19 protein-coding genes and 1 pseudogene are annotated in these 22,300 nt (G+C 58.1%); 7 read left to right on the top strand and 13 right to left on the bottom strand.

Going from position 1 to position 22,300, the window contains the following annotated elements; translation table 11 throughout:
* Positions 1-41 precede the first annotated feature (41 nt).
* Entirely contained in the window at positions 42-458 is a 417-nt protein-coding gene (locus AB4Z25_RS14965) for an organic hydroperoxide resistance protein (RefSeq protein WP_112386780.1), read from the top strand.
* Positions 459-1,146: 688 nt separating this feature from the next.
* Here the strand turns inward: AB4Z25_RS14965 and AB4Z25_RS14960 are convergent.
* The 4 genes from AB4Z25_RS14960 to AB4Z25_RS14945 form a co-directional block, all read right to left on the bottom strand.
* Positions 1,147-1,611, bottom strand: a complete 465-nt coding sequence (locus AB4Z25_RS14960) for a pyridoxamine 5'-phosphate oxidase family protein (protein WP_112386781.1) — start codon at positions 1,609-1,611, stop codon at positions 1,147-1,149.
* Between the two features lie 48 nt (positions 1,612-1,659).
* Positions 1,660-1,890 (bottom strand): hypothetical protein, encoded by a 231-nt coding sequence (locus AB4Z25_RS14955; protein ID WP_112386782.1) that lies wholly within the window; start codon positions 1,888-1,890, stop codon positions 1,660-1,662.
* Between the two features lie 452 nt (positions 1,891-2,342).
* Positions 2,343-2,585 (bottom strand): DUF6894 family protein, encoded by a 243-nt coding sequence (locus AB4Z25_RS14950; protein ID WP_112446017.1) that lies wholly within the window; start codon positions 2,583-2,585, stop codon positions 2,343-2,345.
* A 265-nt stretch (positions 2,586-2,850) separates the two neighbouring features.
* Entirely contained in the window at positions 2,851-3,027 is a 177-nt protein-coding gene (locus AB4Z25_RS14945) for a hypothetical protein (RefSeq protein ID WP_162698873.1), read from the bottom strand.
* 464 nt (positions 3,028-3,491) lie between these two features.
* On the opposite strand from AB4Z25_RS14945, the gene AB4Z25_RS14940 reads away from it, so the two are divergent.
* The 4 genes and pseudogenes from AB4Z25_RS14940 to AB4Z25_RS14925 all read left to right on the top strand — a co-directional run bounded on the left by AB4Z25_RS14940 (position 3,492) and on the right by AB4Z25_RS14925 (position 4,802).
* Positions 3,492-3,701 (top strand): cold-shock protein, encoded by a 210-nt coding sequence (locus AB4Z25_RS14940; RefSeq protein WP_037135461.1) that lies wholly within the window; start codon positions 3,492-3,494, stop codon positions 3,699-3,701.
* A 130-nt stretch (positions 3,702-3,831) separates the two neighbouring features.
* Positions 3,832-4,057: pseudogene (locus tag AB4Z25_RS14935) on the top strand (hypothetical protein).
* Positions 4,058-4,088: 31 nt separating this feature from the next.
* Positions 4,089-4,445 carry a DUF6481 family protein gene (locus tag AB4Z25_RS14930; RefSeq protein WP_112386786.1) on the top strand — a complete coding sequence of 119 codons (357 nt, stop codon included), beginning with the start codon at positions 4,089-4,091 and terminating at the stop codon, positions 4,443-4,445.
* Positions 4,446-4,526: 81 nt separating this feature from the next.
* Positions 4,527-4,802: a hypothetical protein gene (locus AB4Z25_RS14925; protein ID WP_112386787.1), complete on the top strand. Its 276-nt coding sequence runs from the start codon at positions 4,527-4,529 to the stop codon at positions 4,800-4,802.
* A 422-nt stretch (positions 4,803-5,224) separates the two neighbouring features.
* Here AB4Z25_RS14925 and AB4Z25_RS14920 read toward each other — a convergent pair whose 3' ends face one another.
* The 8 genes from AB4Z25_RS14920 to AB4Z25_RS14885 form a co-directional block, all read right to left on the bottom strand.
* The gene (locus AB4Z25_RS14920) at positions 5,225-6,100 is read right to left on the bottom strand and encodes a transglutaminase family protein (protein ID WP_112386788.1); all 876 of its coding nucleotides are present in this window, start codon (positions 6,098-6,100) and stop codon (positions 5,225-5,227) included.
* Positions 6,101-6,187: 87 nt separating this feature from the next.
* Positions 6,188-7,288 carry an extracellular catalytic domain type 1 short-chain-length polyhydroxyalkanoate depolymerase gene (locus AB4Z25_RS14915; protein ID WP_112446018.1) on the bottom strand — a complete coding sequence of 367 codons (1,101 nt, stop codon included), beginning with the start codon at positions 7,286-7,288 and terminating at the stop codon, positions 6,188-6,190.
* A gap of 95 nt (positions 7,289-7,383) precedes the next feature.
* Positions 7,384-8,433 (bottom strand): fatty acid desaturase family protein, encoded by a 1,050-nt coding sequence (locus AB4Z25_RS14910; protein ID WP_112386790.1) that lies wholly within the window; start codon positions 8,431-8,433, stop codon positions 7,384-7,386.
* Positions 8,430-8,606: a DUF4167 domain-containing protein gene (locus tag AB4Z25_RS14905; RefSeq protein WP_112386791.1), complete on the bottom strand. Its 177-nt coding sequence runs from the start codon at positions 8,604-8,606 to the stop codon at positions 8,430-8,432. The genes AB4Z25_RS14910 and AB4Z25_RS14905 overlap by 4 nt, the downstream gene beginning before the upstream one ends.
* 483 nt (positions 8,607-9,089) lie before the next feature.
* Positions 9,090-11,387, bottom strand: coding sequence for a glycosyltransferase family 4 protein (locus tag AB4Z25_RS14900; RefSeq protein WP_112386792.1), 2,298 nt, complete (start codon positions 11,385-11,387; stop codon positions 9,090-9,092).
* Positions 11,384-14,623 (bottom strand): glycosyltransferase, encoded by a 3,240-nt coding sequence (locus tag AB4Z25_RS14895; RefSeq protein ID WP_442208360.1) that lies wholly within the window; start codon positions 14,621-14,623, stop codon positions 11,384-11,386. Before AB4Z25_RS14895 ends, AB4Z25_RS14900 begins: the two co-directional genes overlap by 4 nt.
* Positions 14,616-16,964, bottom strand: coding sequence for a UDP-galactopyranose mutase (glf, locus tag AB4Z25_RS14890; RefSeq protein ID WP_442208322.1), 2,349 nt, complete (start codon positions 16,962-16,964; stop codon positions 14,616-14,618). The genes AB4Z25_RS14895 and glf overlap by 8 nt, the downstream gene beginning before the upstream one ends.
* 68 nt (positions 16,965-17,032) lie before the next feature.
* Positions 17,033-18,181 carry a glycosyltransferase family 4 protein gene (locus AB4Z25_RS14885; RefSeq protein ID WP_442208321.1) on the bottom strand — a complete coding sequence of 383 codons (1,149 nt, stop codon included), beginning with the start codon at positions 18,179-18,181 and terminating at the stop codon, positions 17,033-17,035.
* 257 nt (positions 18,182-18,438) lie between these two features.
* Between AB4Z25_RS14885 and AB4Z25_RS14880 the strand changes: the two genes are divergently transcribed.
* Together AB4Z25_RS14880 and lov are read left to right on the top strand one after the other, a co-directional pair.
* Entirely contained in the window at positions 18,439-18,609 is a 171-nt protein-coding gene (locus AB4Z25_RS14880; protein WP_162698876.1) for a hypothetical protein, read from the top strand.
* 119 nt (positions 18,610-18,728) lie between these two features.
* Positions 18,729-19,775, top strand: a complete 1,047-nt coding sequence (gene lov / locus AB4Z25_RS14875) for a blue-light-activated histidine kinase (RefSeq protein WP_112386796.1) — start codon at positions 18,729-18,731, stop codon at positions 19,773-19,775.
* Between the two features lie 160 nt (positions 19,776-19,935).
* Here the strand turns inward: lov and AB4Z25_RS14870 are convergent, their stop codons facing one another.
* Positions 19,936-22,296, bottom strand: coding sequence for a PAS domain-containing protein (locus tag AB4Z25_RS14870; RefSeq protein ID WP_112386797.1), 2,361 nt, complete (start codon positions 22,294-22,296; stop codon positions 19,936-19,938).
* Between the last annotated feature and the right edge of the window lie 4 nt (positions 22,297-22,300).

The following is a 22,300-nucleotide window of genomic DNA, read 5'->3' as shown; positions in this document are numbered from 1 at the left end:
CAGATGTCGCAGATCGCGGTATCAAACCAAGGAGTGTTCCCATGATCACGATTGAAAATGTTCTCTATACCGGCAAAACCCGCACCACCGGCGGCCGCGATGGCTCAGCCCGCAGCAGCGATGAGCAGCTCGTCGTGAAGCTGTCTCCTCCGGGCAGCGTCCATGCGGGCACCAATCCCGAACAGCTCTTCGCAGCCGGATGGTCAGCCTGCTTCATCGGCGCGATGGGCCTTGCCGCCGGCAAGCGCAAGCTCCGTCTTCCCACCGATACCGCCGTTGATGCGGAAGTCGATCTCGGCATGACGGGCGATGCTTATTTTCTGCAGGCCCGCCTCAATATCAGCCTGCCGGGTCTGGACCCGGAGCTCGCTCGGTTGATCGTCGACGAAGCTCATCAGACCTGCCCCTATTCCAAGGCAACACGCGGCAACATCAACGTTGCTCTGACAGTCGTTTGAGCACACCCAGGAGATCTTGATGAAACATATCCTGTTGGGCACATTGGCGGCTATCATCTTTGCTGCACCCTGCGCTTATGACGTCCTCTCGCAAGAACCCTCGCCGTTGGCTGGTCTTGTTGCTGTCGTAGCGGTTGCTGGTCAATCCCACTGGTAACCGGCACCCGGTCGCGGCACGGACAAGCGTCCATCGCAACTTGAAACGAAAGGACTGCAGATGCGAATCCGCCGTCGAAAGAGAGCCGCCGTTTGACACGGCGGCTTTTCGGTTTGAACTTACGTTTCCTGCTTCTGTACGCCTTTTAAAGAATGATCTGGTCGTCCTGGCGGATCGCAATGAGGCGTTCAGATTGCCGGCCGGCCGCGGTGACCAGTTCGTCCATGGTGACGGTCCGGATCCGCAAGATACTATGAAGCCGGTTTTCGCTCCACGCGATATGTTCCTTTCCACGGTCATATCGACAGGCTCAAGATCAAGGCGGGGAATTTTCATTGGCGTCGGTACGGTTGCGCGCACTGGCCTGAAGTGCCGGGAGTAAACGCCCGAGATTGAACCAGCATAAGACAAGCCATGGAAGCCAGACTTCCGATGGCACGTTTCCAACCGCGGCCATGTTTGAAGGACTACCCTGTCCAGCGTTCAAATTAATGGAGGCTTCGCGCGGCTTACGCAGGGTTGAAAACGCTGCTATCGCCCACTCCCAGGTGCCGCGTTCGACTGGCGTCCGGACACCACGTCGAGCGACAAGCTAAAGAAGATCGGACCGCCGCTAGCCGTTTCTCTTCCCGCGCTTAGTTCGAAGGTCCCGGGCTCCCACCAGAATGGGCGTTTCTGCAATAAGGCCCACGCATGAATACGTTCATTGCGCCGCTCGGGCGTGTCCGGCAGTTCATCGAAGTGGCCTTGAACAAGCACGCTTGTCCAATTTCTGTCATTCGCCAATTCTTCAACTTGCAGGCTCGCAAGCGGTCTGCGCCGCAGGTATTCGATTTTCCTCCCCGCCATCGAGAACATAAAAACCTTGTTGGCATCATATGCGTAGTGAACGGGGATCACATATGGGTAGTCTTCCCCCAGACATCCGAGATGTCCAAAGGTGTGCCTTTCGAGAAATGATATACACGCGTCTTCGGTCATTCGTCGCAGGTCCATAATAACCTCCCGCTCTTGGTTAGGTTGCGCCTCAGTGTTGCCCTGGCGTTATGACTTGGCGTCTAGCGCCGCTTCGATTCGCTTCAAGCGATCGATGGTGCGGCGCTTGAGGTCGTAGAGCCGCAGCAGCAACTCTTTGTCCAGGTCAACGGGTTTGCCGTTGCCGCGCGACTTGGCAACAATCACTTTCTGTTTGGTTAGCCACTCATCCACTTTCGCGGCTTTGCCCTCCGCAAATCTCAGATTTCTTAGTTTGTACCGAACGCACTTCATGTTCATTCAAACCAATTCGGTCGTTCGCAACGTCGTTGCGCCCCGCGCGACCAAACAAGAGACACCGCCGGTACCCGCTTAGCTGAAGTCTGCATGAATGTGTGCGCCGGCGAGGTGCCGGTGTCGAGGTGAGAAAACGTGTCAAGCGCGCAAAACATCAACATCCAGCCGTCTGCGCTGAGCTGTTGCCGAGCTGACTCAGAGGCCCGGATCTCCCAATTTTCGAACTCGAGTTTCAAGCGATCGAGATCATAGGAGGAAAATCTGCCGTTGTGATCTAGCCGATCAGTAAGGAGCATTGTCCTTCTCCCCAAGTTGGGGCGGGAGCACTGCGCTCTCAAGCGGCAGTGCCCGATTACGTGGCTGCCGACCGAACTACCCTAGGCTTGTGCACTGCGAACGCAACAACTCATTTGAATCGGCGATCAAGGTGAGATCCACTTGGCCGTTGTGCTTGATCATCTATCGCGAAACAGTTTTGCAATCACAGCATCGACCCGTACAACGCCCACCTCGCTGCGGTCCGCGCATATCTGGATACCGCTGATCGTCCAGCGACGCGCAGTGCCAAGCGCATCGACCAAGAGCCCATGGAGACTATTCTCGGCGGCATTGCGCGCTTCAAGAAATGTGGTGAATTCTCTGCCGTCTTCGTCTTCAATTGTGTGGTCGAGGTGCAGGATGTGGAAATGGTAGCGCACAGGCCAACCTCGCGGAGATAAAGAGGAGCCTGCTCAGGGTTCAGGCAGGCCCCTGGTGAAAGACCCCGCGATACAGGAATATTGAGGGCCAGACGGGTACGAACTGTCTGTGCGAGACGATGTTCCCGCTCTAGCAAAATAAATGTCCGATATCGGACATTTGTAGACACAGCAGAGATCACTATTAGCTAGACTTAAGTGATCACGAATGGAACGTTGCGCTTGTACTTTAACCGGCGCATAACACCCCATCGAGGCCAACCTTTCACGGGAGGCTCCGACTGGAAGTGACCCCGCTTCCGACCCAACGTGAAAGGACGCACCATGTTTGGCTACGTCCGAACGCGCCATCGAAAGCAGCAAAGCCGATCATCTCGCGCAGCAAATCGGCATCAGCGCTCTTCTCAACGAGTGAGCGCAGGTTCATCATGTCATCGGTCATCGATAGTGTCCCTAAGGGTGGTCATAAGCAACCCGACCCTACCGGAAATCACCGATGGCTATGAAATCCAGCTACACCACTCCTTGGGACACGATCCCATCGTCGGAATTTCGCGAGACCAACTCCCTGCTAGTTCCCGGCGCAACTCCTCCTCTTCGACCCTATGATCGAAACCATCAGGCCAGCTCGGAAAGATCATGCAGATCAATCAAGCGCACAATTCCAAGAAAATCATTTTCTTTTGATTGGTATGGACGCAAATAATTTTTAAGCGGAAAAAGATTAGTTGACCCATGTAGGAAAATAATCTATTGATGTGTTCATCGATCTTTTGCTTGCCGAACTTTGTCTACTGCGCGATTGGCACCGCGTTCTAAGCGAACTTCCTCTCAAAAATAGTCGTTATCACCGTCCGCGAAGCGTTGCTTTAGCGGTCCCTACTCTATGCTTTGAAAGGGTTCATCATGACCACAGGCACAGTAAAATGGTTCAATTCCACCAAGGGCTTCGGCTTCATTCAGCCTGACAACGGCGGCGCTGACGCTTTTGTCCACATCTCTGCCGTCGAACGCGCCGGAATGCGCGAACTCGTCGAAGGCCAGAAAATCGGCTTCGAGCTCGAGCGTGACAACAAGTCCGGCAAAATGTCGGCCTGCAATCTGCAGAACGCATAATTCGGTAGCTGCTGTCCCTTTGACCACGGATGTACTGGCATTGCCGGAGGCACGTTATCAATTCAAGGCCAGGCGTTCTGCCTGGCCTTTTTCTTTTTCGCCCGTCCATCGGGCACGTGATCGGAACCATGTGACAGAGAGATTTAGCAAATCCCGCCAGCAGGCGGAAATCGCCTTTGGCAACGTCCAGACGCAATTTCTTGCGAAGCACAAGGCCGTGGAAGAAGTTCAGTCCACTGATAAGGCCCGTGATGCGAAGACATTGAGGCTTCGCGAAGCGCGCTTGGCGAAGGAAATGGACGATCGCGCCGCGCGCGACCTCCGGTGTTCTAGCGAAGCGCGCCAGATCTAAATGATCAACGGGCAACAACCTTATGAGGATGAAATTTGAAGAAGCCTAAAACCACTGACCTTGTTGACCGGCGCACCGCAGCAGCGGATGCTAGAAAAGACCTTGTCAACGCCTACCGTGCCGCACAGGTCGCAGATATGCCCGCCAGGGTCGCCAAACGGGAAGAACGAGCAGCGATTGCTTCTGCCCGGGAAATGCGCCGTCTCCAACGTGAGCGCTTGAAGGTGGAAGAACGTCACCGGCTCGCAACCGAGGAAGTAGACCGGCAGACTGCGGCGGATGCGGCTGCACTTGCTGATGCCGACCGCATAGCGAAGGTCGTCAATGACGAAGCGGAGCGAAAGGCCGAACGCGATCGGCGCTACGCCAATCGGAAGGCAAGACGAGCGTAATTTCGCCGCCATCGATCGATTGGCCCTTCGCCTTGCTCATCTCGATGGCGAGGTGAGACCACTACCACCATAGGAGCATCCATGGTACCGGATAAAAATGAGCTCCAGGCGATCAACACGTCCTGGCAGATCGCGATCCAGGAAATTTTGCGGATGGTCATCCGTGACATGTATCACTCTGGCGGCGAGGCAGCGTTCAAAACACATATCAAACGGATCGAGGAGGCAGCGGTGGATAGCATCCACTCTGACCTCAGGCTGCGCGGCACTGATGAATGGACGGAAGTCTTGGTCAAGGAACGGGCAAGTAACTTCGTCACGACCCTGCTGACGTCGTTCACCTATGATCGCGCCTGAGAAAGCCTATCTGCCGATGGAGCGTGTGGGCCGAATGCTTCACGCCGCCAGCAGCTGGTCACCTTTCAATGTCCCCAGGGTGATTAAACGCGCATACTTAAGTTCGTCAGCTTAAAAAAATGAAATGCGCCTTGCTTAAATAAAGTACGGGCTTTCGCGCCATTGCCGTCCGAGCCGGTGATTGTGCTTTCACTATTAGAGCGTCTGAGCTTGGAGAGCGCTCGTTAGATCGCTTGGATGGTATCACAATGCTGCTGCCGCGAAAGGAGCTGCTTCCTCTAAACGAAGGCACCGATCCCCCGCCTCTCAGTTCATGACAGTCAGCAAATAGATGGGCCAGGGTTTCGGTCTCCATCATGAGCGAAGGGTGGGCGAGGCTCGAAATCAGCCAAGCCAATACGATCGTTCTCGTGCCGCCTGGCCTATGCCGAGACGATTGCTTTTACTTCTATGGTCACGTCCATCGACCGGAACGCGTCCGCCGCGCCCGCGAAGCTCCCTGAAACCGGAACGGCCTGGGCGATGTCGCGGCTCACGGCGACCGGGATCAGGTTGGCGCTGCCCATACTGCGGTTCGTCGGATCGAATGTGATCCAGCCAGCGCCTGGAAGGAAGACCTCTGCCCAGGCGTGCGTCGATCCACAGTCCGTGGAACCGGTGAGGGAGCTGTCCGGATCGAACAGATAGCCTGAGACGATCCGGGCGCCAAAGCCCAGGGTGCGGACAGTTTCCACGAATAACACGGCAAGGTCCCTGCAGGAGCCCCAACGCCGATCAAGGGTGATCAGCGGCGCTTGCGTGCCTTCCTCTTCCCGGCTCTGGTAGGCAATGGCCGATGCGATACCCAGACTGATATCCTTGAGGAGCGACAGTGTATCCGTAGGCCTGCCGGCGACGAAGCCGCGCGCCCATGTCGCGAGGCGGTGCTCGGCATCGTCATAGCGCTGAACGGTTAGCGCTCCAAGGTCTGTCCAATCGCTCTCTGGGTAGAGGAAGGGATAGTTGATCGCCGAAGCCGCGATGTCGAACACGGGCCACGCCGGTGCCTTCAAATCCACGGTCGCCGAGCTGTTCACAACAAGGCTGTCGCTGGGCGTCTGAAATGTCGCTAAAGCGATTATATTGCCGAATACGTCTTGCGACCAGCTTAGCTCAGCCTCGGGGGAAGTGGAAATTTCATGGCTCAGCAGCCTGAGCTCGCGGCCCTCGCGCGGCCTGAGCATAAGGCGGTGCGTCGACAACGATACGGTCTGTCGAAAATTGTAGGTAGTACGGTGACGAATACCAAGCATCGGCATGAAGAGCGAACCCCTGAAAGTTGACGGCAAAACCCCCGCCCTTGACCTGGGGCAACAGCTTGTCTTCTGCACGCCGCGCCAGTTCAATCAACGCATCAGCCCGGCTGCACGAAGCGCATCGTTGATCACCTTGCCAACACCTTGTTCGTCGCGACCTGCGGCATCGCGAGCCGGGCCGGGTTTTGCATAGGCCATTGCCTTGGCGATCACAGCTTCAATGCCTGAGGGCGCGGCTGTGAACTCCGGGCCACGCTGATATGCGTCTTCGGCGATGGCGACATCAGCATCATCGGCAAGACCCCAAGACCTGGCAATACGTGCGGTCGACGAAACACCTGCCTCCAGCATAAACGGCCCGGAATTTCCCAGTGGAGCTTCAGCCGCAAATGACAAAGGAACACCATGAGCCATGCCCGTGATGAGATTGACCTCGATGACCTGCCTGCCGCGTTCATCGAGCCAGACCTTACGACTATGGCCATTGATCGTTTCGATCACATCAGGTGTGCCGGAGACGTGGTGCACGCCGGCCCACTGTTGGACGATCTGCTCTGCGTTGACGGGCTTCACCGTCTGGTCATGTGTTCCGTGCCACACAGAGATACGTGGGTAGTCCCCCAGCTTGATTGCCGCGGTCGTCAAGGCCAATTGCAACTGGCTGACGCTCGGGGCTTTATGGCCTCGCATCCGCTCGAATGCCTGCCCCACACCTGAAGCGATCCCATAAGGGAGCCCGCCGATGATCGCGCCGGCCGCAAACAATTCGGGATAGGCTGCCAGCATGACGTTCGCCATTGCGCCTCCGGCCGACAGTCCGGTGATGGAGACCTTGTCAGGATCCATTCCGTGCGACACAACGACGTGGCCGATCATCTCACGGATTGACAGAGCCTCGCCCGCATCGCGCCGAATATCGCCCGGCTCAAACCAGTTGAAACACAGGTTGGCGTTGTTCGCCCGCTGCTGCTCGGGAAACAGGACCGCAAACCCTTTTTCTTCCGCCAGCTTTGACCAGCCGGAACCGTGGTCATAGGTCGCCGCATTCTGCGTGCATCCGTGCAGGACGACAACGAGCGGCGTTTTGGGAGCAAGGATGGTCGGCAGATAAAGCCAGCATCTGAGCAAGCCGGGGTTCGAACCGAAGTTCTTCAGCTCGGTCAGCTGGCGAGAATTCTTTTGCTGGATCACGTCCGTCTCCTCTGTCCAATAGGACACTCGTTCGTATATGGGCGCGAATGCTGCGCCGCACAATTTTTTCTGCAAAGGTATCCTGTGGGCAGATCTCAATGAGTTTCCTCGGCGACCCGTGCGATACCGGCTGCCTCACGAAAGGAGATCAACCGCCGACTACTTTCGTCCCACAGGACTAGCTTTACGCATCTGAGGCTTTGCCCCAGCGTGATCCTGCCGATTTCGCCGAGTTCCGGGTGGTTCTGTACGACCTCCGGCAGGCGATAGTAGGGGACCTTGCTTGAGAGATGGTGCACGTGGTGGATGCCGATGTTGCCAGTCAGCCAGCGCAGAGGTTGCGGCAGATCATAGTACGAAGCACCGTGCAGGGCGGCTTTTGGAAACTGCCATTCCGGCTCTTTCGACCAGTGTGTCTCCTCGAATTGATGCTGCACGTAGAATAGCCAGACGCCAATCGAACCGGCAAAAAGGACAATCGGTAGGTGGACGATTAGAAAGGAGACAGGGCCGATCACCCAGATCAGGAGCGCGGCAATCGCGACAACTGCGACATTGGTGGCCATCGTCGACACCCATGGCAGCATGCCATTGCGCATCATGCCCATCGGCAGGCGCTGCTGAAACAGGAAGAGCCAAGCCGGGCCTATGCCAAACATCACCAGTGGATGCCGGTAGAGACGATAGCCGACCCGTCCCCACCGAGACCGTTCATAATATTCCGTCACAGTAAGAGTGGTGATGTCTCCGACGCCCCGCTCATCGAGATTGCCGGCTGACGCGTGATGCGCAGCGTGCGCCCTGCGCCAGTAATCATACGGGGTCAGGGTAAGGACGCCTAAAACACGGCCTGTCCAGTCATCGAAGTGCCGCCGGGCGAAAAAGGAGCCGTGGCCGCAATCGTGCTGGATCATGAATAGCCGTAGCAGAAATCCCGCTGCAGGCATGATCAGGACCAAACCCCACCAGAAGCCGTAATGGACCGCCAACCAGGTCAGCGTCCAGAAGGCGGCGAACGGGATGGCTGTGACCACCAGCTCAAATACGCTCCGGCCCGCATGCGGCGTGCGATATTTTGCAAGGATTTTAAGCCACGCCTTTTCATCCCTGCTCTCAGGAGCGGTGTACATTGGCTTCGTGTTCATTGTGGCTGGCCAGCTCTCTGCAGGGCGGCCGTGCGATAAAAGTGTTCCGCGTGCTGAGAGAGGTTCTCGGCCTCGATCCGGTCACCGGTCTGGGCGGCCTCTCGCGCCAGAAGCATATACTGCTCGTATCGCCTCATCAGGCTCTGCGAATTGGTTGTTGCGGTGGCATCCATGCTGGCGCGTGCCGGTCGGCTGGCCGACGAAGGGGAATTTTGGCTTGGTGATTTCAAAAAAATAATTCAAGCCGTTACAAGGCTTGCTCCATAAACGTAATGATTTCGGGAAACTTCGACCGCTAAGTGCGGGCTACTTTGTCATCGGCATCGCCGCCTCGGCGCGGCATCGCAGTTCGCTCACCATGTATCGCGTTAATGCGGCCGTTTGATGTTGTCTAGGTGTCTAGCCGCGCGCGGCACGCTTCCAGTTTCGTGAGGCGGCTCGACTAAACAGATCGAGACACAAGGCCTAAACTTTCGGTTTCTGAAAGCGTCTCGGTTCAAAGCCCGCCTTGGAAGTCACTATCGCGCAGTCGAAATTGGCGGATTGATACCTACGGCGAAGGTCTCACGCGTCCCAGACTGACTGATTTGGCATCGAGCATGGATATCCTACCAAAATTCCCGCGCCAGTGAACAAATTTTATACCCAGACATTGGTCAGTGAGTGATTGCTGGCGGGCCTGTTATCCTCGCCGCCTGCGTTACTATCGCGTTCGGGATCGGCCCGACTCGCCGGATAGCCGAAGACAACGCCGCATCGGCTTGCCGCCCTCCGATCGACACCTCTGCAGACAGGAGCCCGTTTTCACACATACGATTGTCGTCCCATCCCGGATGATCGGCGATTGGATATAGACATAGCCCTTCCAATGGCACGCCTGCTTTCATCGCCAAGCGCGCCTGTGAAGAAACATAGCTGTACCACGCAGCGCGTCGTTCACCCTCGATGCCCGTTTCTGCGATTATCAAAGGCCTACCATAGCGGGCATAGGTCTCGATCAGGATATTGCTAAACGGCTTATAAAGAGGATGACCGATGTCAATCGGCGGACCGCCATGGATCCACTGATTATTGAAGTAGTAATTAACGCCGATGACATCGAGATAGCGCTCCTGGCCGCCGATCTGCGGCCAGAGGCGGCCTGAGATCAGGTCCCACCCCTGAAATTGTGATTGCCGATGACTTTCGGCAACGCCCCGTTCCCATGGGCGAGATGGGTCAGTGATGACGTTTATCACCGGATCGCAATGGACGAAACGCGCTCGGCCGTCTGCGGCAAGGATCGCTTCCATGGCAGCGATCGCAGCGCGTGCCAGTTGCACCTTCAGCTCGAACCCACGCCCGCTAGCAAAGGGATTGAGGTACCCGGCGTCGCCACCCCCCCATGAGAAGAAAGAAATCTCGTTGACGGGACAATAAAACGGAACTGTGTCGCATTCTTCCCGAACAATTTTGGCACATTCGCCCGCAAAGCGTGCGAAACGGTCAGCGAAGCCCGGTGACCAGATGTCCAGATCGTCGGGCCAGCCATAATGGAGCAGGTCCCAGATCACCTGCGTACCGGTCGTTTGCGCCGCTTGCAACATGGGCCTAATGCTTGACCAGTCGTAGTGACCGGCCCGGTCGATCAGGTGCCAGCGAAAGCCGTCGCGCACCGTACGAATGCCGAACTCCGCCAGTTGACGATAATCCTGGGCGGCATGGCGGTCGTGGCCGATCGCGGCAAGCATGTCGAGCCGGCGGCCGACCTTCTCGTCCTTATGGGGACGAAGCCGGTGGCTCGAGCATTCGAATCCGCCCTGCAGGAAGGATTGAAAAAGGCCGGTTGGCCCCGACGGCACCCTTTCTGCTAGCACGTCGGAAAACAGTTTTCTCCAGTGGGGGACCACAGCTTCCGTGGCATAGCGCTCCTTGACGCTATCCCGCAGTGCAGCGCCGAGCGACCGCCGCAGTGCAGGGTCATCGATCAGCCGGGCGATGTTTTTCGCCACGGCCTCAGGGTCGCTGTAAGAAACAAAAAGACCGGAAATCTCGTCTTCGATCTGCTGCAGCGCGCCGTTGTCGGGCGTTGCGATGACTGGAAGAGAGGCGGCCCCGGCCTCGGCGATCACATGCGGCATACCTTCGCCGCGAGAAAGCCAGACGAAGATGTCGAAGGCAGACAGTAGCTCGGGAACATCCTTCCGGTCGCCGAGAAACTGCAATTTCGCTGCCAGTCCACGCTGCTGAGCCAGCGCCTTAAGGCGGTCAGCATACTCCGGCATGAAGGCGTCCGGGCCGCCGACGATCACAAAGCGGGCCCGGCTGTCGCGCAGGCCGACAAGGGCGGCAGCCTCGATAAAATCCTCGACATTCTTCTTGGGGTCGAGCCGGCCGACCCAGCCGATCAGCATCTGGTTGTCGGTTATCCCAAGCGCCCGCCGGGTCGCCCCACGGAACGACGGGTCGAAACTCGCCAGATCGACCATGGACGGGATCTCGAGCGCATGATGCTCACGCCCCGGCATATGCGATGCCGCGGCGTCGCGAATCGAACGGCAGACGCCGATATATCGGTTCGTCAGGTGTTTTGGTCCGGCCAAGGCCTCCGAGACGAGCCCGCCATGCTCGACAAGCGGGGGGCGCAGGTGCAGCCGTTCCAGGGCCGGATAGATATCGGCGACGTTCTGGCATGACACCACGATATCGTAGCAAGGGATCTTGGCAGCCAGATAGTCGACGGTAGCTTCGAACGACAGTTTGTAGGGTGTCGTATCGACATCGACGCCAAGCGCGGCCAGTTGTTCATGCGTCTGCTCCGGCATGCCCGGCTTGCGGAAGCAGGTGACCACGTCGATGCGAAAGCGCCGCGGGTCGAGATTTCCGGCCAGCAGCCGCACCTCAGTTTCCTCGCCGCCGACCACCAACCAGGCAAATACGAACAGGATGCGGATCGGCGCGGTTTCCTCTGTCATTCGCCTACCTGGAAGACGACCTGCAGGAAATCCGGCCGGTTTTCGATGAGGTCGGTTAAAAAGGCCGGCGCGTCGGTCATCGGAATGACATGGGTGATCATGTGCTCGCGGATCGCGCTACCCTCACGTCGGATAAGATCGACAGTTGCCAGCGCAAGCCGTCGGCGGTTCCACAGCGGTGCTAGTCCACGAGGCACGCGGTTGATCTGGGCACAGCGTATGGTGAGGCCATTGTGGTGAAACTCCTCCCCAAGTCGGAGCGCCTCGGCGCCGCGTTGGTAGAAGGCGAGGTCGATCACCGTGCCCTGCGGTCGCAGGGCCTTTAGCGCGGTATGCAGGCTCGCGGACTGCGCCCGGGTCTGGAATACCAAGTCGGCGCCCCGGCCCATCGCACCGTCATGCCAACGCGCCTTGGCATGCTGCCAGGCCTGATCCTCCGTCATAGCCATCAGTCCCATCGCCTCCGCCTTGCCGCGGCGGAACTCGGAAGGGTCCGTCACGAGCACGTCCGAGGCACCGAGCGCGCGGGCAAACAGCGCCGTTATCAGCCCCACCGTACCGCCGCCGATGACGATGACCGGGCGATCCTTCACGCTGGCGCCGAGGAAGGGCACTTGGCCTCCGAAAGCCTCAGCGTCGGCATGCAATATGCCGTTGGCGCAGATTGGACCCATCTGCGCGACAAGCACGCCGAGCAGTGGATCTATGTCCTTCGGCATCGGCACCAGAAGGTCATTGAACGGGTTGGCGGTGTGCCCGGACTTGTGGGCATAGGTCGTGGCAACCACATCCCCGTCTGAGAAGCCGTGTGCGCGCGATTCCGCTACGCGCGCAACTTCCATATAGCCGAGAAACGGCACCGGGAAGTGAAGGTCCGCCTCGTTCTCGATGAAAGCGCCGCGCTCCCCATCGAAACGCGATCGAAAATAGGGATTGGTGTTTTTGAGAAAGGTCAGTTCGGTCCCTGCTGAGAGGCCGGTGTAGAGAGTGTCGAGGCGAACCTCGCCATTCGCTGGCGGCCCTTCATCATATTCGAAGAAATACGGGCGGCCCGGTGCCTCGACGCCAAGCGAGCAGATTGTCCTGTGCCCCGGCGCCAGTTCGAGCGGCGGCGGTTCTGGGCGTCGCTGGAACTGCAGGGGAGCCGGGTTCGGTCTTTGCGTGCTCGGCGGATGGAGCCTGACGACCTGACCTGATTTTGCCGAGGACACCACGGCAAGTGCAAGCCGATGCGTCGTTAGCGCTTCCGCATAGGGACAACGTATTCGGTTTTCGCCGCCGCGCACTGCGTCGATGAAATCTCGGTCCTCGCGCCACACCGGGTCGCCATCGGCCCCGCGCACCGGACGTCCTCGGCCGACATCCACCATGATCTCACGGTCGGTCAACTCGATCGCCAACTGGTTTGCGAAGATGTGCAGACCAACGCGATGGTTCCATCCGAGCAGGCAGGTGGAGGCAATGTTTGCAACGACACCGGTTTCGAACGTTAGGTTGGCAGTCGTCACCGTTGGCACGTCGAGATCTGGAAAGTCGGTCCGGTCGAGATGCCCGGCACGCCCGTAAACTTCGGTGACTTCGCCCACCAGAAATCGCGCAAGATCGAGAAGATGGGTCGTCTGCTCCACCATCTGTCCGCCCGACTTATCTTCCTTCCACCACCATTTCGGCGGCGGAGTGGAATCCAGCCAGTAGCCGGACAAAAGTTGCGCCGGATTGTCCTTCAACAAGCCGCGCGCTTCGTCGACGATGTCCAGATAGCGCCAATGATAGCCGACGCCGGTAATCAGACCCCGAGCGCTCACCGCCGCCGAAATCTCCTCCGCGATTGCCAAATCGAGCGCCACCGGTTTTTCGACGAAGAACGGAATTCCCCGCTCGACGAGCGCGCGTTCCGGTTCGCCATGGGCAAAGGGCGGGACGCAGACATACACGGCGTCCGGACTGACCGCGTCGAGCATCTCCTTATGATGGGAGAAGGCTTTGGCGCCAAAACGCATCGCGGCCGCATCTGCCCGGCCAAGATCGGGATCCGCAAAGCCGACCAGTTCGACGTCGTCAAAGCCGGCGATGATGTCGAGGTGTCGTTGTGCGATCCCGCCGACGCCGATAAAGGCCAGACGTGTCTTTTGCATTGAGAGATCCTTTTGCGTTGGGCCTGATTTTCCTGCAAAGCGGCCGTAAATCGCGCCGGTTTCTGCCGCCATCCGATCGGCAGAAAAGAGCTGTCGGAAGCGTTCTCCCGCGGCGGCGCCGACGCCAGCCAGCCGAATCGGATCGGCAAGCGCCAAAATGATTGTATCGGCTAGCGACTGGACATCGCCTGGCACTGCAAAAAACGGGTGTTCTTCGCCGAGCGCTTCCAGGGTACCGCCAATACGCGTCGCGACCACAGGCGTACCAAGCGACATCGCTTCCAGCACGACGAGCGGCAGCCCTTCGAACAGTGACGGCAGGACGAAGAGATCGCTGCCTGCAACGAGCTCAGCGACATCTGCACGCTGGCCCAGAAAACGGATATGGGCGGCTACGCCGAGACTTTGGGCAAGCGCCTTGAGGGTCTCCTGTTCCTCGCCCGATCCTGCCAGCAGAAGCATGGTGGAGGGATGCCGCCTCAAGACTTGCGGCAAGGCGCGCAGCAATGTCGCATGATCCTTTTGCGCGGTCAGTCGTGCTACGGTCAGCAGAACAGGCGCATTGTCGGATGCGAGGTTTTGTGTCCGTTCCATCGCTGCTGCGATTGGCTCACGCGCATAGATGCCATTGCGGATCACCGTCAGTCGGTCCGTTGCGATGTGTGCCTCGTAACTGGCTAGCGAAGCGTCGGAGACGACGATGTGATGGGAGATGTTCCGCGACGCAAGGCGATAGTCCTCTTGTTGCCGATGGTTGGTCAGAAGATAGGGCAGGTGTTCGGTGCGGATGACCGGAATGCCCTTTGCCACGCCGACTGCGCTGAGATTAAGTCCTTCCCAGCCTATTCCAGCATGAACATGAAGGAGATCGCTACCGGCCTGAGAGAGCCAGTCTGCGAAATCCTCTTCATCGCGGGCAAGCCGTATCCTAACGCCGAAACGCGCGGCGCGGGGCAGTAGACCATTGCGATCCTCCCCGATCAGCGCAATCGTCACATCCCACTCGTGAGCGCAGCCGCGCGCAAGCGCGAGCATGTGCTCGCCCATTCCCGACGGGTCGAGACTATCCGTCGCCAGAACGATATGTGCTTTTTTAGTCAAGCTGCGAATCCGCCATGACGCTATGTCCCAGCCGCTTCTGTAAGCGCCGGTGCGTCGCAAGGGCCTGTCCAACAACCTGGTCCATGTTGTAGTATTTATAGGTGCCAAGCCTGCCCACGAACGTGACGTCGCTCTGCACCCGCGCAAGGGCTTCGTACTGCCGGTAAAGTGCCTGGTTCTCAAATCTGGGGATCGGATAGTAGGGGTCGCCTTCGGCGCATGCGAACTCGTAGCTGATGCTCGTTTTGGGATGAACCTGACCGGTCAGATGCTTGTATTCGGTAATGCGTGTGTAAGGCACGTCTTCAGAAGGATAGTTGACTACGCCGACGGGCAAAAGTCGTCGTGCGTCATGCGTTTCGTGCCGAAATTCGAGGCTGCGATAGGGCAGGTGCCCGAAGCAGAAATCGTAGTATTCGTCGATCGGACCGGTAAAGATCGTGTGTTTCGCCAAGGCGTCGTTACGCAAGTCGGCGTAGTCCGTATCGAGCAAGACCGTGATGTTCTGGTGGTCAAGCATGCGCTCGAACATCCGCGTATATCCGTCGCGCGGCATCGCTTGAAACATGTCAAGGAAGTAACGGTCGTCGTCGCTGGTGCGGGTCGAAATCCGTGCCGTGACGGAACGGTCGAGTTCGGAAGGGTCAAGACCCCATTGCTTGCGCGTATAGCCCTCGAAGAAGGTCCTGTATAGCTCGCCGCCAACCTGCGACACAACGACGTCTCGCGATGTGCGGATCGGCTCGCAGGGTTCGGCGCGGCTTGCCAGAAACTGCGCAGCCTCTGTCTCGTTCGAGAGGTTGAGGCCGAACAGCCCGTTCAGCGTCGTGCGGTTGATGGGAATGGGCAGCCTCAGATCGCCAACCTGCGCCAGCACTCTATGCTCATAGCCCCGCCAGGCGGTGAACCGGGAAAGATAGGCGAACACGTCCTCGCTATTGGTATGGAAAATATGCGGCCCGTATTTGTGCACGAGTATGCCCGCCTCATCGCGATGATCATAGGCATTTCCGGCGATATGCGGCCGCCGATCGCAGACAAGGACCGAACGGCCGTCGCTGGCGAGACGTTCGGCCATCACCGATCCGGCAAAGCCGGCGCCAACTACCAGGTAGTCGTAGCCCCGACGAACCGAACTGCGGTGAAACGCGAACGATGCGTCTCTCGAAACGGCAGGCGGGTTTCTGTCAGCAACCGCCTGCTCGACGAAATGTGACATCGAGCGAAAGGTGGCATCCCAGGACGAACTGGCAAGTGTGACATCCGCTGCCTTCCTCCATGCGTCACCTGAACGCGAAAGCGTCAGCGCGGCGTCGCAGGCTCGCGCAAACGCGACAGCGCCATCGGCTAGGAAAACGCCCTCGACATCGCCGTAGCTGCGTTCTACGTCTGTAATGCGGGTGCTCACCACCGGCCGTCCAGCCGCAAGATATTCGGGTGTCTTGGTGGGACTAATGAAGCGGGTTGCCTCGTTCAGCGCAAAAGGCATTATGGCCGCCTGCCAACCGGATAGGTAGGCCGGGAGATCCTTATAGGATTTCTGCCCGAGATAATAAATGTTCGCTGCCTTTGGCAGATCTTCGGGCGAAATCTTGACTACCGGACCGATGAAAACGAACGAGTGATCCGGCCGGGCATTTGCCGTCTCGCGGATCAGATCGAGGTCGAGCCGCTCGTCGATCACGCCATAATAGCCGAGCCGGGGATGCGGGATCGCGGCCTGATCTGCCGGGTCCCCCTGTACCTCGCGGGCTCTGCGGAAATGATGCGCGTCGACGCTGGACGGGAAGGCATGGATGTTGTCGTGCCGGTGCTTCTTCGCCTCGTAGAGACTGGCGCCGCCAGTGAAGACGGCATCAGCGCGCGCGATCAGCGCATCTTCCGTTTCCTTCAACCGGGGCGGCGCGAACTTGAAATTGGCCAGTTCGTCCATGCAATCGTAGATCACTGCTTCGGCATCCACATGTCCAGCGAAGCTGAACATCATAGGCGTGTAAAACCAAAGGACCGGGCGGCGTCCGCCGCCTAGCGCAATCAACTCGTCAAGAAGTTCACCGAGCGCCTTTTCCTGCTCAGCCTCGCTCCACCAATGCGGTATCCGCGGCCGGACAGCCTTGACGTTGGTATCCACGAAAGGGTGGATTTCCAGATAGGCGAGATGGTGGTCGGTCGGGATGAATTCTTCGAAGAAGAAGACCTCCCGTTCGCGAGAAAATCTCTGCATCAGATGCTGCGGTCTCTGCAGCACGAAATCCCATCGAAGATGCGAAAAACAAACGAGGGGAGGGTTACGGGAAGCGCAGGGTTCAGGCGTCTGCAATGTGGAATTCAACACGTCCATCAAACACCTCGTTACTTCATAACCCCAACTTCGGTTCCTTGCGAAAGTTCCGTCGGGCGAAATGGGCGTCAGTTTTCGGTGCCTGTGATCAACTGCCTGAGTTTGCGTGCGCTATGCGGCCAGGTCCAGCGAGCGAGCACAACGACGCGAGGACGCAACGTGTCTGCACATCCAAGCAAGTCGAGAATACCCTCGTGAAAGTCCATCGCGGACGCCGTGCGACCAGTTTCCGGGGTCAGGTACTGGAGCCCGCAGCAGAGCTCGCTGTTGGCCAGAACCGGAATGCCTGCCAGCATGTATTCCGTCAGGATTGCCGGCGCTCCGTCGTCTATACCACAGACAACGCCGATCCGTGCCCGGTTCATCAGGCGATTGACCTCGTCGAAGGGAACTCCGGGCGGTCCGACGAACTCGACGTCGATGCCCAGCCGTTGTGCGTGGTTGCGCAATTCCGGGACGAGTTCGCCATAGCCGGATACGCACAATGCGCGCAGCGACCTTGGAAGCCGCGCGAGCGCGTCGAACAGGATATCGTGTCGTTTGTAGTGCTGCGCGGCTGCCACGTAGATTATGTCGTGCGTCTTCGGGATGTTTAATGGGCGGAATGTCACATCGGAGGCGAATTCAGGACCGACCGGCATAACCTCCGTTCGCATTGCTGGATGACGGGCCTTCACCACGTCCGACTGCCATTCGGCGCCGGTCAACACGAGATCGAAATGACGGCTCACCTCCGAGGGCACCCGAAGCGCCGGTGCATCGATAGAATTGTAGATCTTGAAGCTGTCTTGGCAGGCAAGAATGATGTCTTCGCAGACACCAAGGCCCCACACGCAGAGAATGTCCGGTGGCCCAAATGCCGCAATATGCCCGAGCATATCGTTCGATGCGAAAGGGGCTTCCGGTCCGTTCATGCGAAACGCACGGCGCGTAAGAAATCGACTACCTGTCGTCCAGTCTGGAGGCGGCGCATTGCCACGCCAGTGCGTCCAGATTTCACAGCAATCTACAAGACCGTCCTTGAGTGCGGCCAACGGTAACCGTTCGAGATATCCTCCATCGACCGTCACGGCTCCAAGGTCCGAAACCGGCTTGGGGAAGCAGCCTCTCGACCCACTCAGCCATTGGTGGCGATATGCGTTTACGGACGGAATGTCGTCATCACCCAACGCTCCGTCCTGATAGTCGCTAATGATGACGATACGGCGCAGCTTCATAAACATACCTAATTGATGTCGACACGGTAGTCTGTGAGGCGGCACTACCACTTAACTTCCAGAGAAGGATCCAGTTCCGAGACGTCGCTGCTGCGGACGTGTGTGACACTAAAGAGCTGATCGAATTCGTTGTGATCGAATTTTTCTTCAAAAGCTCGAGCTCCACTGACAACGCAAGCTTTCCGTAAATGGGCGGATAAGGCGCGATGGCGGAACCCGCGAGCGTCGCAGTAGTTCATACGAAACAGAAGAATCCGATGAGGATCGTCTTGGTCACCATCTCGATCGTCGTGCTCATGATGGCCGTCATTGCCGCAACCTGCTGCCATCCCCGTTACGAAGCTTCCTATCCGAAGCCGTACGACATCACGGAAAATAGATCGAGTGATCTGACCTGCGGTGCCGCAGAGCCTGCTTATAGCGTTTAACCGAAGACTTGCATGTTCCAAACGGTCTCGGACCTCAAGACGCTGCCCGATGTCGTGTTCGGCGAAACATTTGTCTGGCTTCGACGTTGTATTAATCCAGTGAGCACACAGGGTGAGCCGTGATCGAAGCCAAGCCGTCAGACATTCATGGGGACAAGCCGGCCGCGGCCTCCACACAAGGGATGGTCGATCACAAGGAGCTCGCTGCATTCGCGTTTCAGCGAACGCGGATGCCTATTGTGGTCGCGGATGCCCGTCAGCCCGACTACCCACTTGTTCTTGCAAACGAAGCTTTCCTTCACCTCACCGGCTATGACGCGCAAGATCTCGTGGGACGGAACTGTCGGCTTCTGCAGGGAGAGAACACATCGAGAGAGTCTGTCGCCCAGATACGGGCCATCATCGGCGCTGAGCGCGAGGGCACAGTCGAAATCCTCAACTATAGGAAGGACGGAAGTGCCTTTTGGAACCAGCTTCATCTCAGCCCCATCAGGGACGACGACGGTCGTCTTGCCTATTATTTTGCGTCCCAGATCGACGTCACCGAATATCGGAAGGTCCAGACGCTCGAAGAGGCTGAGCACCGTTTGCTGCTGGAGGTGGACCACAGAACGAAGAACGTGCTGGCCATCGTCGATAGCATCGTGCGCCTGACACGATCCGACAACGCCGCTGCCTATGCCGCGTCCGTTCAGCAGCGGGTTCAGGCGCTTGCCAGAACCCACATGCTGCTCGCCGAGAATGGCTGGCAGGAGGCCTCGCTCCACGACATCATATCGCTGCAGATCAGTGCCTACGGGGCTAAAGCTGTCGAGATCAGCGGTCCGTCGGTCATGATCCCCGCGCCTTCGGTTCAGCCACTCGGACTGGCAATTCATGAGCTTGCCGCAAACGCTGCGGTGCATGGAGCGCTCTCGCATCCTGAGGGAAGCCTGACTGTCACCTGGCGACAGGCGGACAACGGGCTGACGATTGAGTGGCGCGAGCAGGGCATCAAGAACGGCGCTACGCCCCGGAAGGGCTTCGGCACTGTTTTGCTTGGCGCCGTGCTGGAGAAGCAACTTGGTGGCAAAATAAGTCGGGAGTGGCGCGACCAAGACCTTCACGTCAGGGTCGAGCTGCCGTCGCTGAACCGTGTCGGCGCCAGTCTCAGATCCAAACCTTGACACCTGCTGTCGGGACCGACGAAGAGCGAGCTGTTGCAGACGGAGGCGCAGTCTGGTCGGCGGAAAGGTTTGCGAACGCTTTCCCTCCACGGAATCACTTCGTCGATCCGACTCTGCCAGCCATTACGATGGAAGCGAGTGTGGACGTCAGGTAGGCATCTCAGCCGATAACCGTCAGCATCATTCTCACTTTCTGGGCAAGATCATCAATCGCAAAGGGTTTTGTGATCATCTCCATACCAGGGCCGAGAAATTCAGCTCTGGCGGCGGCGGCTGCGGCGTAGCCGGTGATGAATAGAACTTTCAGACCGGGACGGGCGGCGACGGCGATTTCCGCGATTTGGCGCCCGTTCAATCCCGGAAGGCCAACGTCCGAAACCAGCAAATCGATACGTTCAGACCCTTCGATCACGGGCAGGGCTTGGTTGCCGTCAACTGTTTCAATCACGCGGTACCCGAGCTCCTTGAGTACGTCGACGACGAGCATGCGAACGGAGTCATCATCCTCGATAACAAGGACGGTTTCCCCGTCGCCGCGCGGCAGGGAAATTGCGGGTTTCTGTTGGGTGGGCGCCCCTGCTTCGGTTGCCGTTCCTCCCGGAAGGTACAGCTTGATCGTCGTGCCGATGCCGATTTCGCTATAAATGCGGGCATGGCCCCCCGATTGCTGCGCAAAGCCATAAATCATCGACAAACCGAGACCCGTACCCTGTCCGATCGGCTTTGTCGTGAAAAAGGGATCAAATGCCTTATCAATCGTCGCTTGCGACATGCCCGTGCCGGTGTCACTCACGGCGATCACGACGTAATTCCCGGGTTCCAAGGTCTCGCCGTGGGCGAGGTCGGCCTTGGTGAAACCAACATTTGCAGTCTCAATGGTCAACTGACCACCATCCGGCATCGCATCGCGGGCATTGATGACCAGATTGAGGATAGCGCTCTCGAGCTGGTTGGCATCGGTGATCGCGTTCCAGGTCTCGGGTGCCGGAATAATCTGCAGTTTTACCTGCTCCCCAAGGGTCCGACGAAACAACTCCTCCATGGAAACAACGAGTTTCGTTACGTCGACAGGTTGCCGATCAAGGGACTGGCGGCGGGAAAAGGCAAGTAGGCGATGAGTGAGTGATGCAGCGCGATGCGCGGACGATGTCGCTGCATCGATAAACTTGTCGAGATCATCGGTTTTTTTGGCAGCAATCCGTCTCTTGATGATGGATAGAGCGCCGATCACCCCCGTGAGCATGTTATTGAAATCGTGCGCGATACCACCAGTGAGCTGACCAACAGCTTCCATTTTTTGAGCTTGCCGCAATTGGGCTTCCGTTTCCTCAAGGACCGCTTTCTGTTGCTTGTCGAGCGTGACATCGCGACCATATGCGTAGATGCGGTCGTCTTCGCGGGAGGTCATCCAAGAAATCACCCGAGGCGAACCATCGTGATGGGTGAGTCGCACTTCAAGCGCTGTATGGGTGTTCTCTGAGGCCCTCTTTAGGTCGGGCTGCGTCTGGTCACGGTCCTCCGCCCAGACGAAGTCGAGTACTCTTTTGCCGATGACCTCACCCGGTATGTGACCGAGAATGTCACGCCAGGACGGGCTGACATCCCTGAACACCCCATTCGTATCGATTACGACGAGAAGGTCTCGCGAGTTTTTCCAGACGCGGTCCCGCTCACGAATGCTGTCACGCGCTATCTCGGCAAGCTTCTCGTTGGCATGCCGCAGACTTTCCTGCGTTTTCCTGGCATCGGTTATATCAAAGATGACGCCGACGTAGCGCCGGCCGCTGGTCTCGATGTTCTCCACATATTCGCCGCGGCGTGCGAGCCAGCGCTCTTCTCCGTCGTCGGCGCGCGCGACCCGAAACTCGATGTTATGTTCGCTCTGAAGACTATTGGGATCGCTGAGATCAATAATAGGTTTGTCGCCGGGATAAATGAGGTCGTTGAGGGTCTTGACCGGTAATATTTTTGTCGGATGTAGGCCGAACAGTCGACAGAACTGTTCCGAGACGCGGATCGTGCCGTAGCCGACGATATATTCGAAAGTACCGATGCCGCCTGCAGACTGGGCGATGCGAAGTTGCTCGTCGCTGCGCTTCTGTTCGGTGATGTCGACAAGAGTGCCGACGAACTTTACCGGCTCGTCGTCTGCGTTGCGGATCGCCCGTCCGCTGGCACGGACCCAGCGATAACCACCATCGTTGCGCAGCAGCCTATATTCCTTGGAAAAGACCTCCGAGCCGGCCAGAATCCCCGCAACAGCAATTTTCACCCGCTTCAGGTCGTCGGGATGGATGGAGGCGAAGAACCGGTCGGTCGCGACGCCTTCGGCCAGCGCGACTGGGTCTTGGTCGGTTATGGAGGCAAAACGCGCGTCTGCCACAAGGCGCTTTTCGGCAATATCCCATTCCCAGCTGCAAGTCGCGCCAGCTGCTTCCAGAACCAACTGCAGACGTCGTTGTGCCGCGTCCATCTGCGAACGTTCACGGTCGATCACCGGGTTATCGGCACTATTTGTCATGAAG

The organism is Rhizobium sp. RAF36 (assembly GCF_052114105.1).
In the GTDB taxonomy this organism is placed as follows: Bacteria; Pseudomonadota; Alphaproteobacteria; order Rhizobiales; family Rhizobiaceae; genus Rhizobium.
Note: the sequence above shows the minus strand (reverse complement) of the source record. Positions and strands in the feature narration are given on the sequence as shown.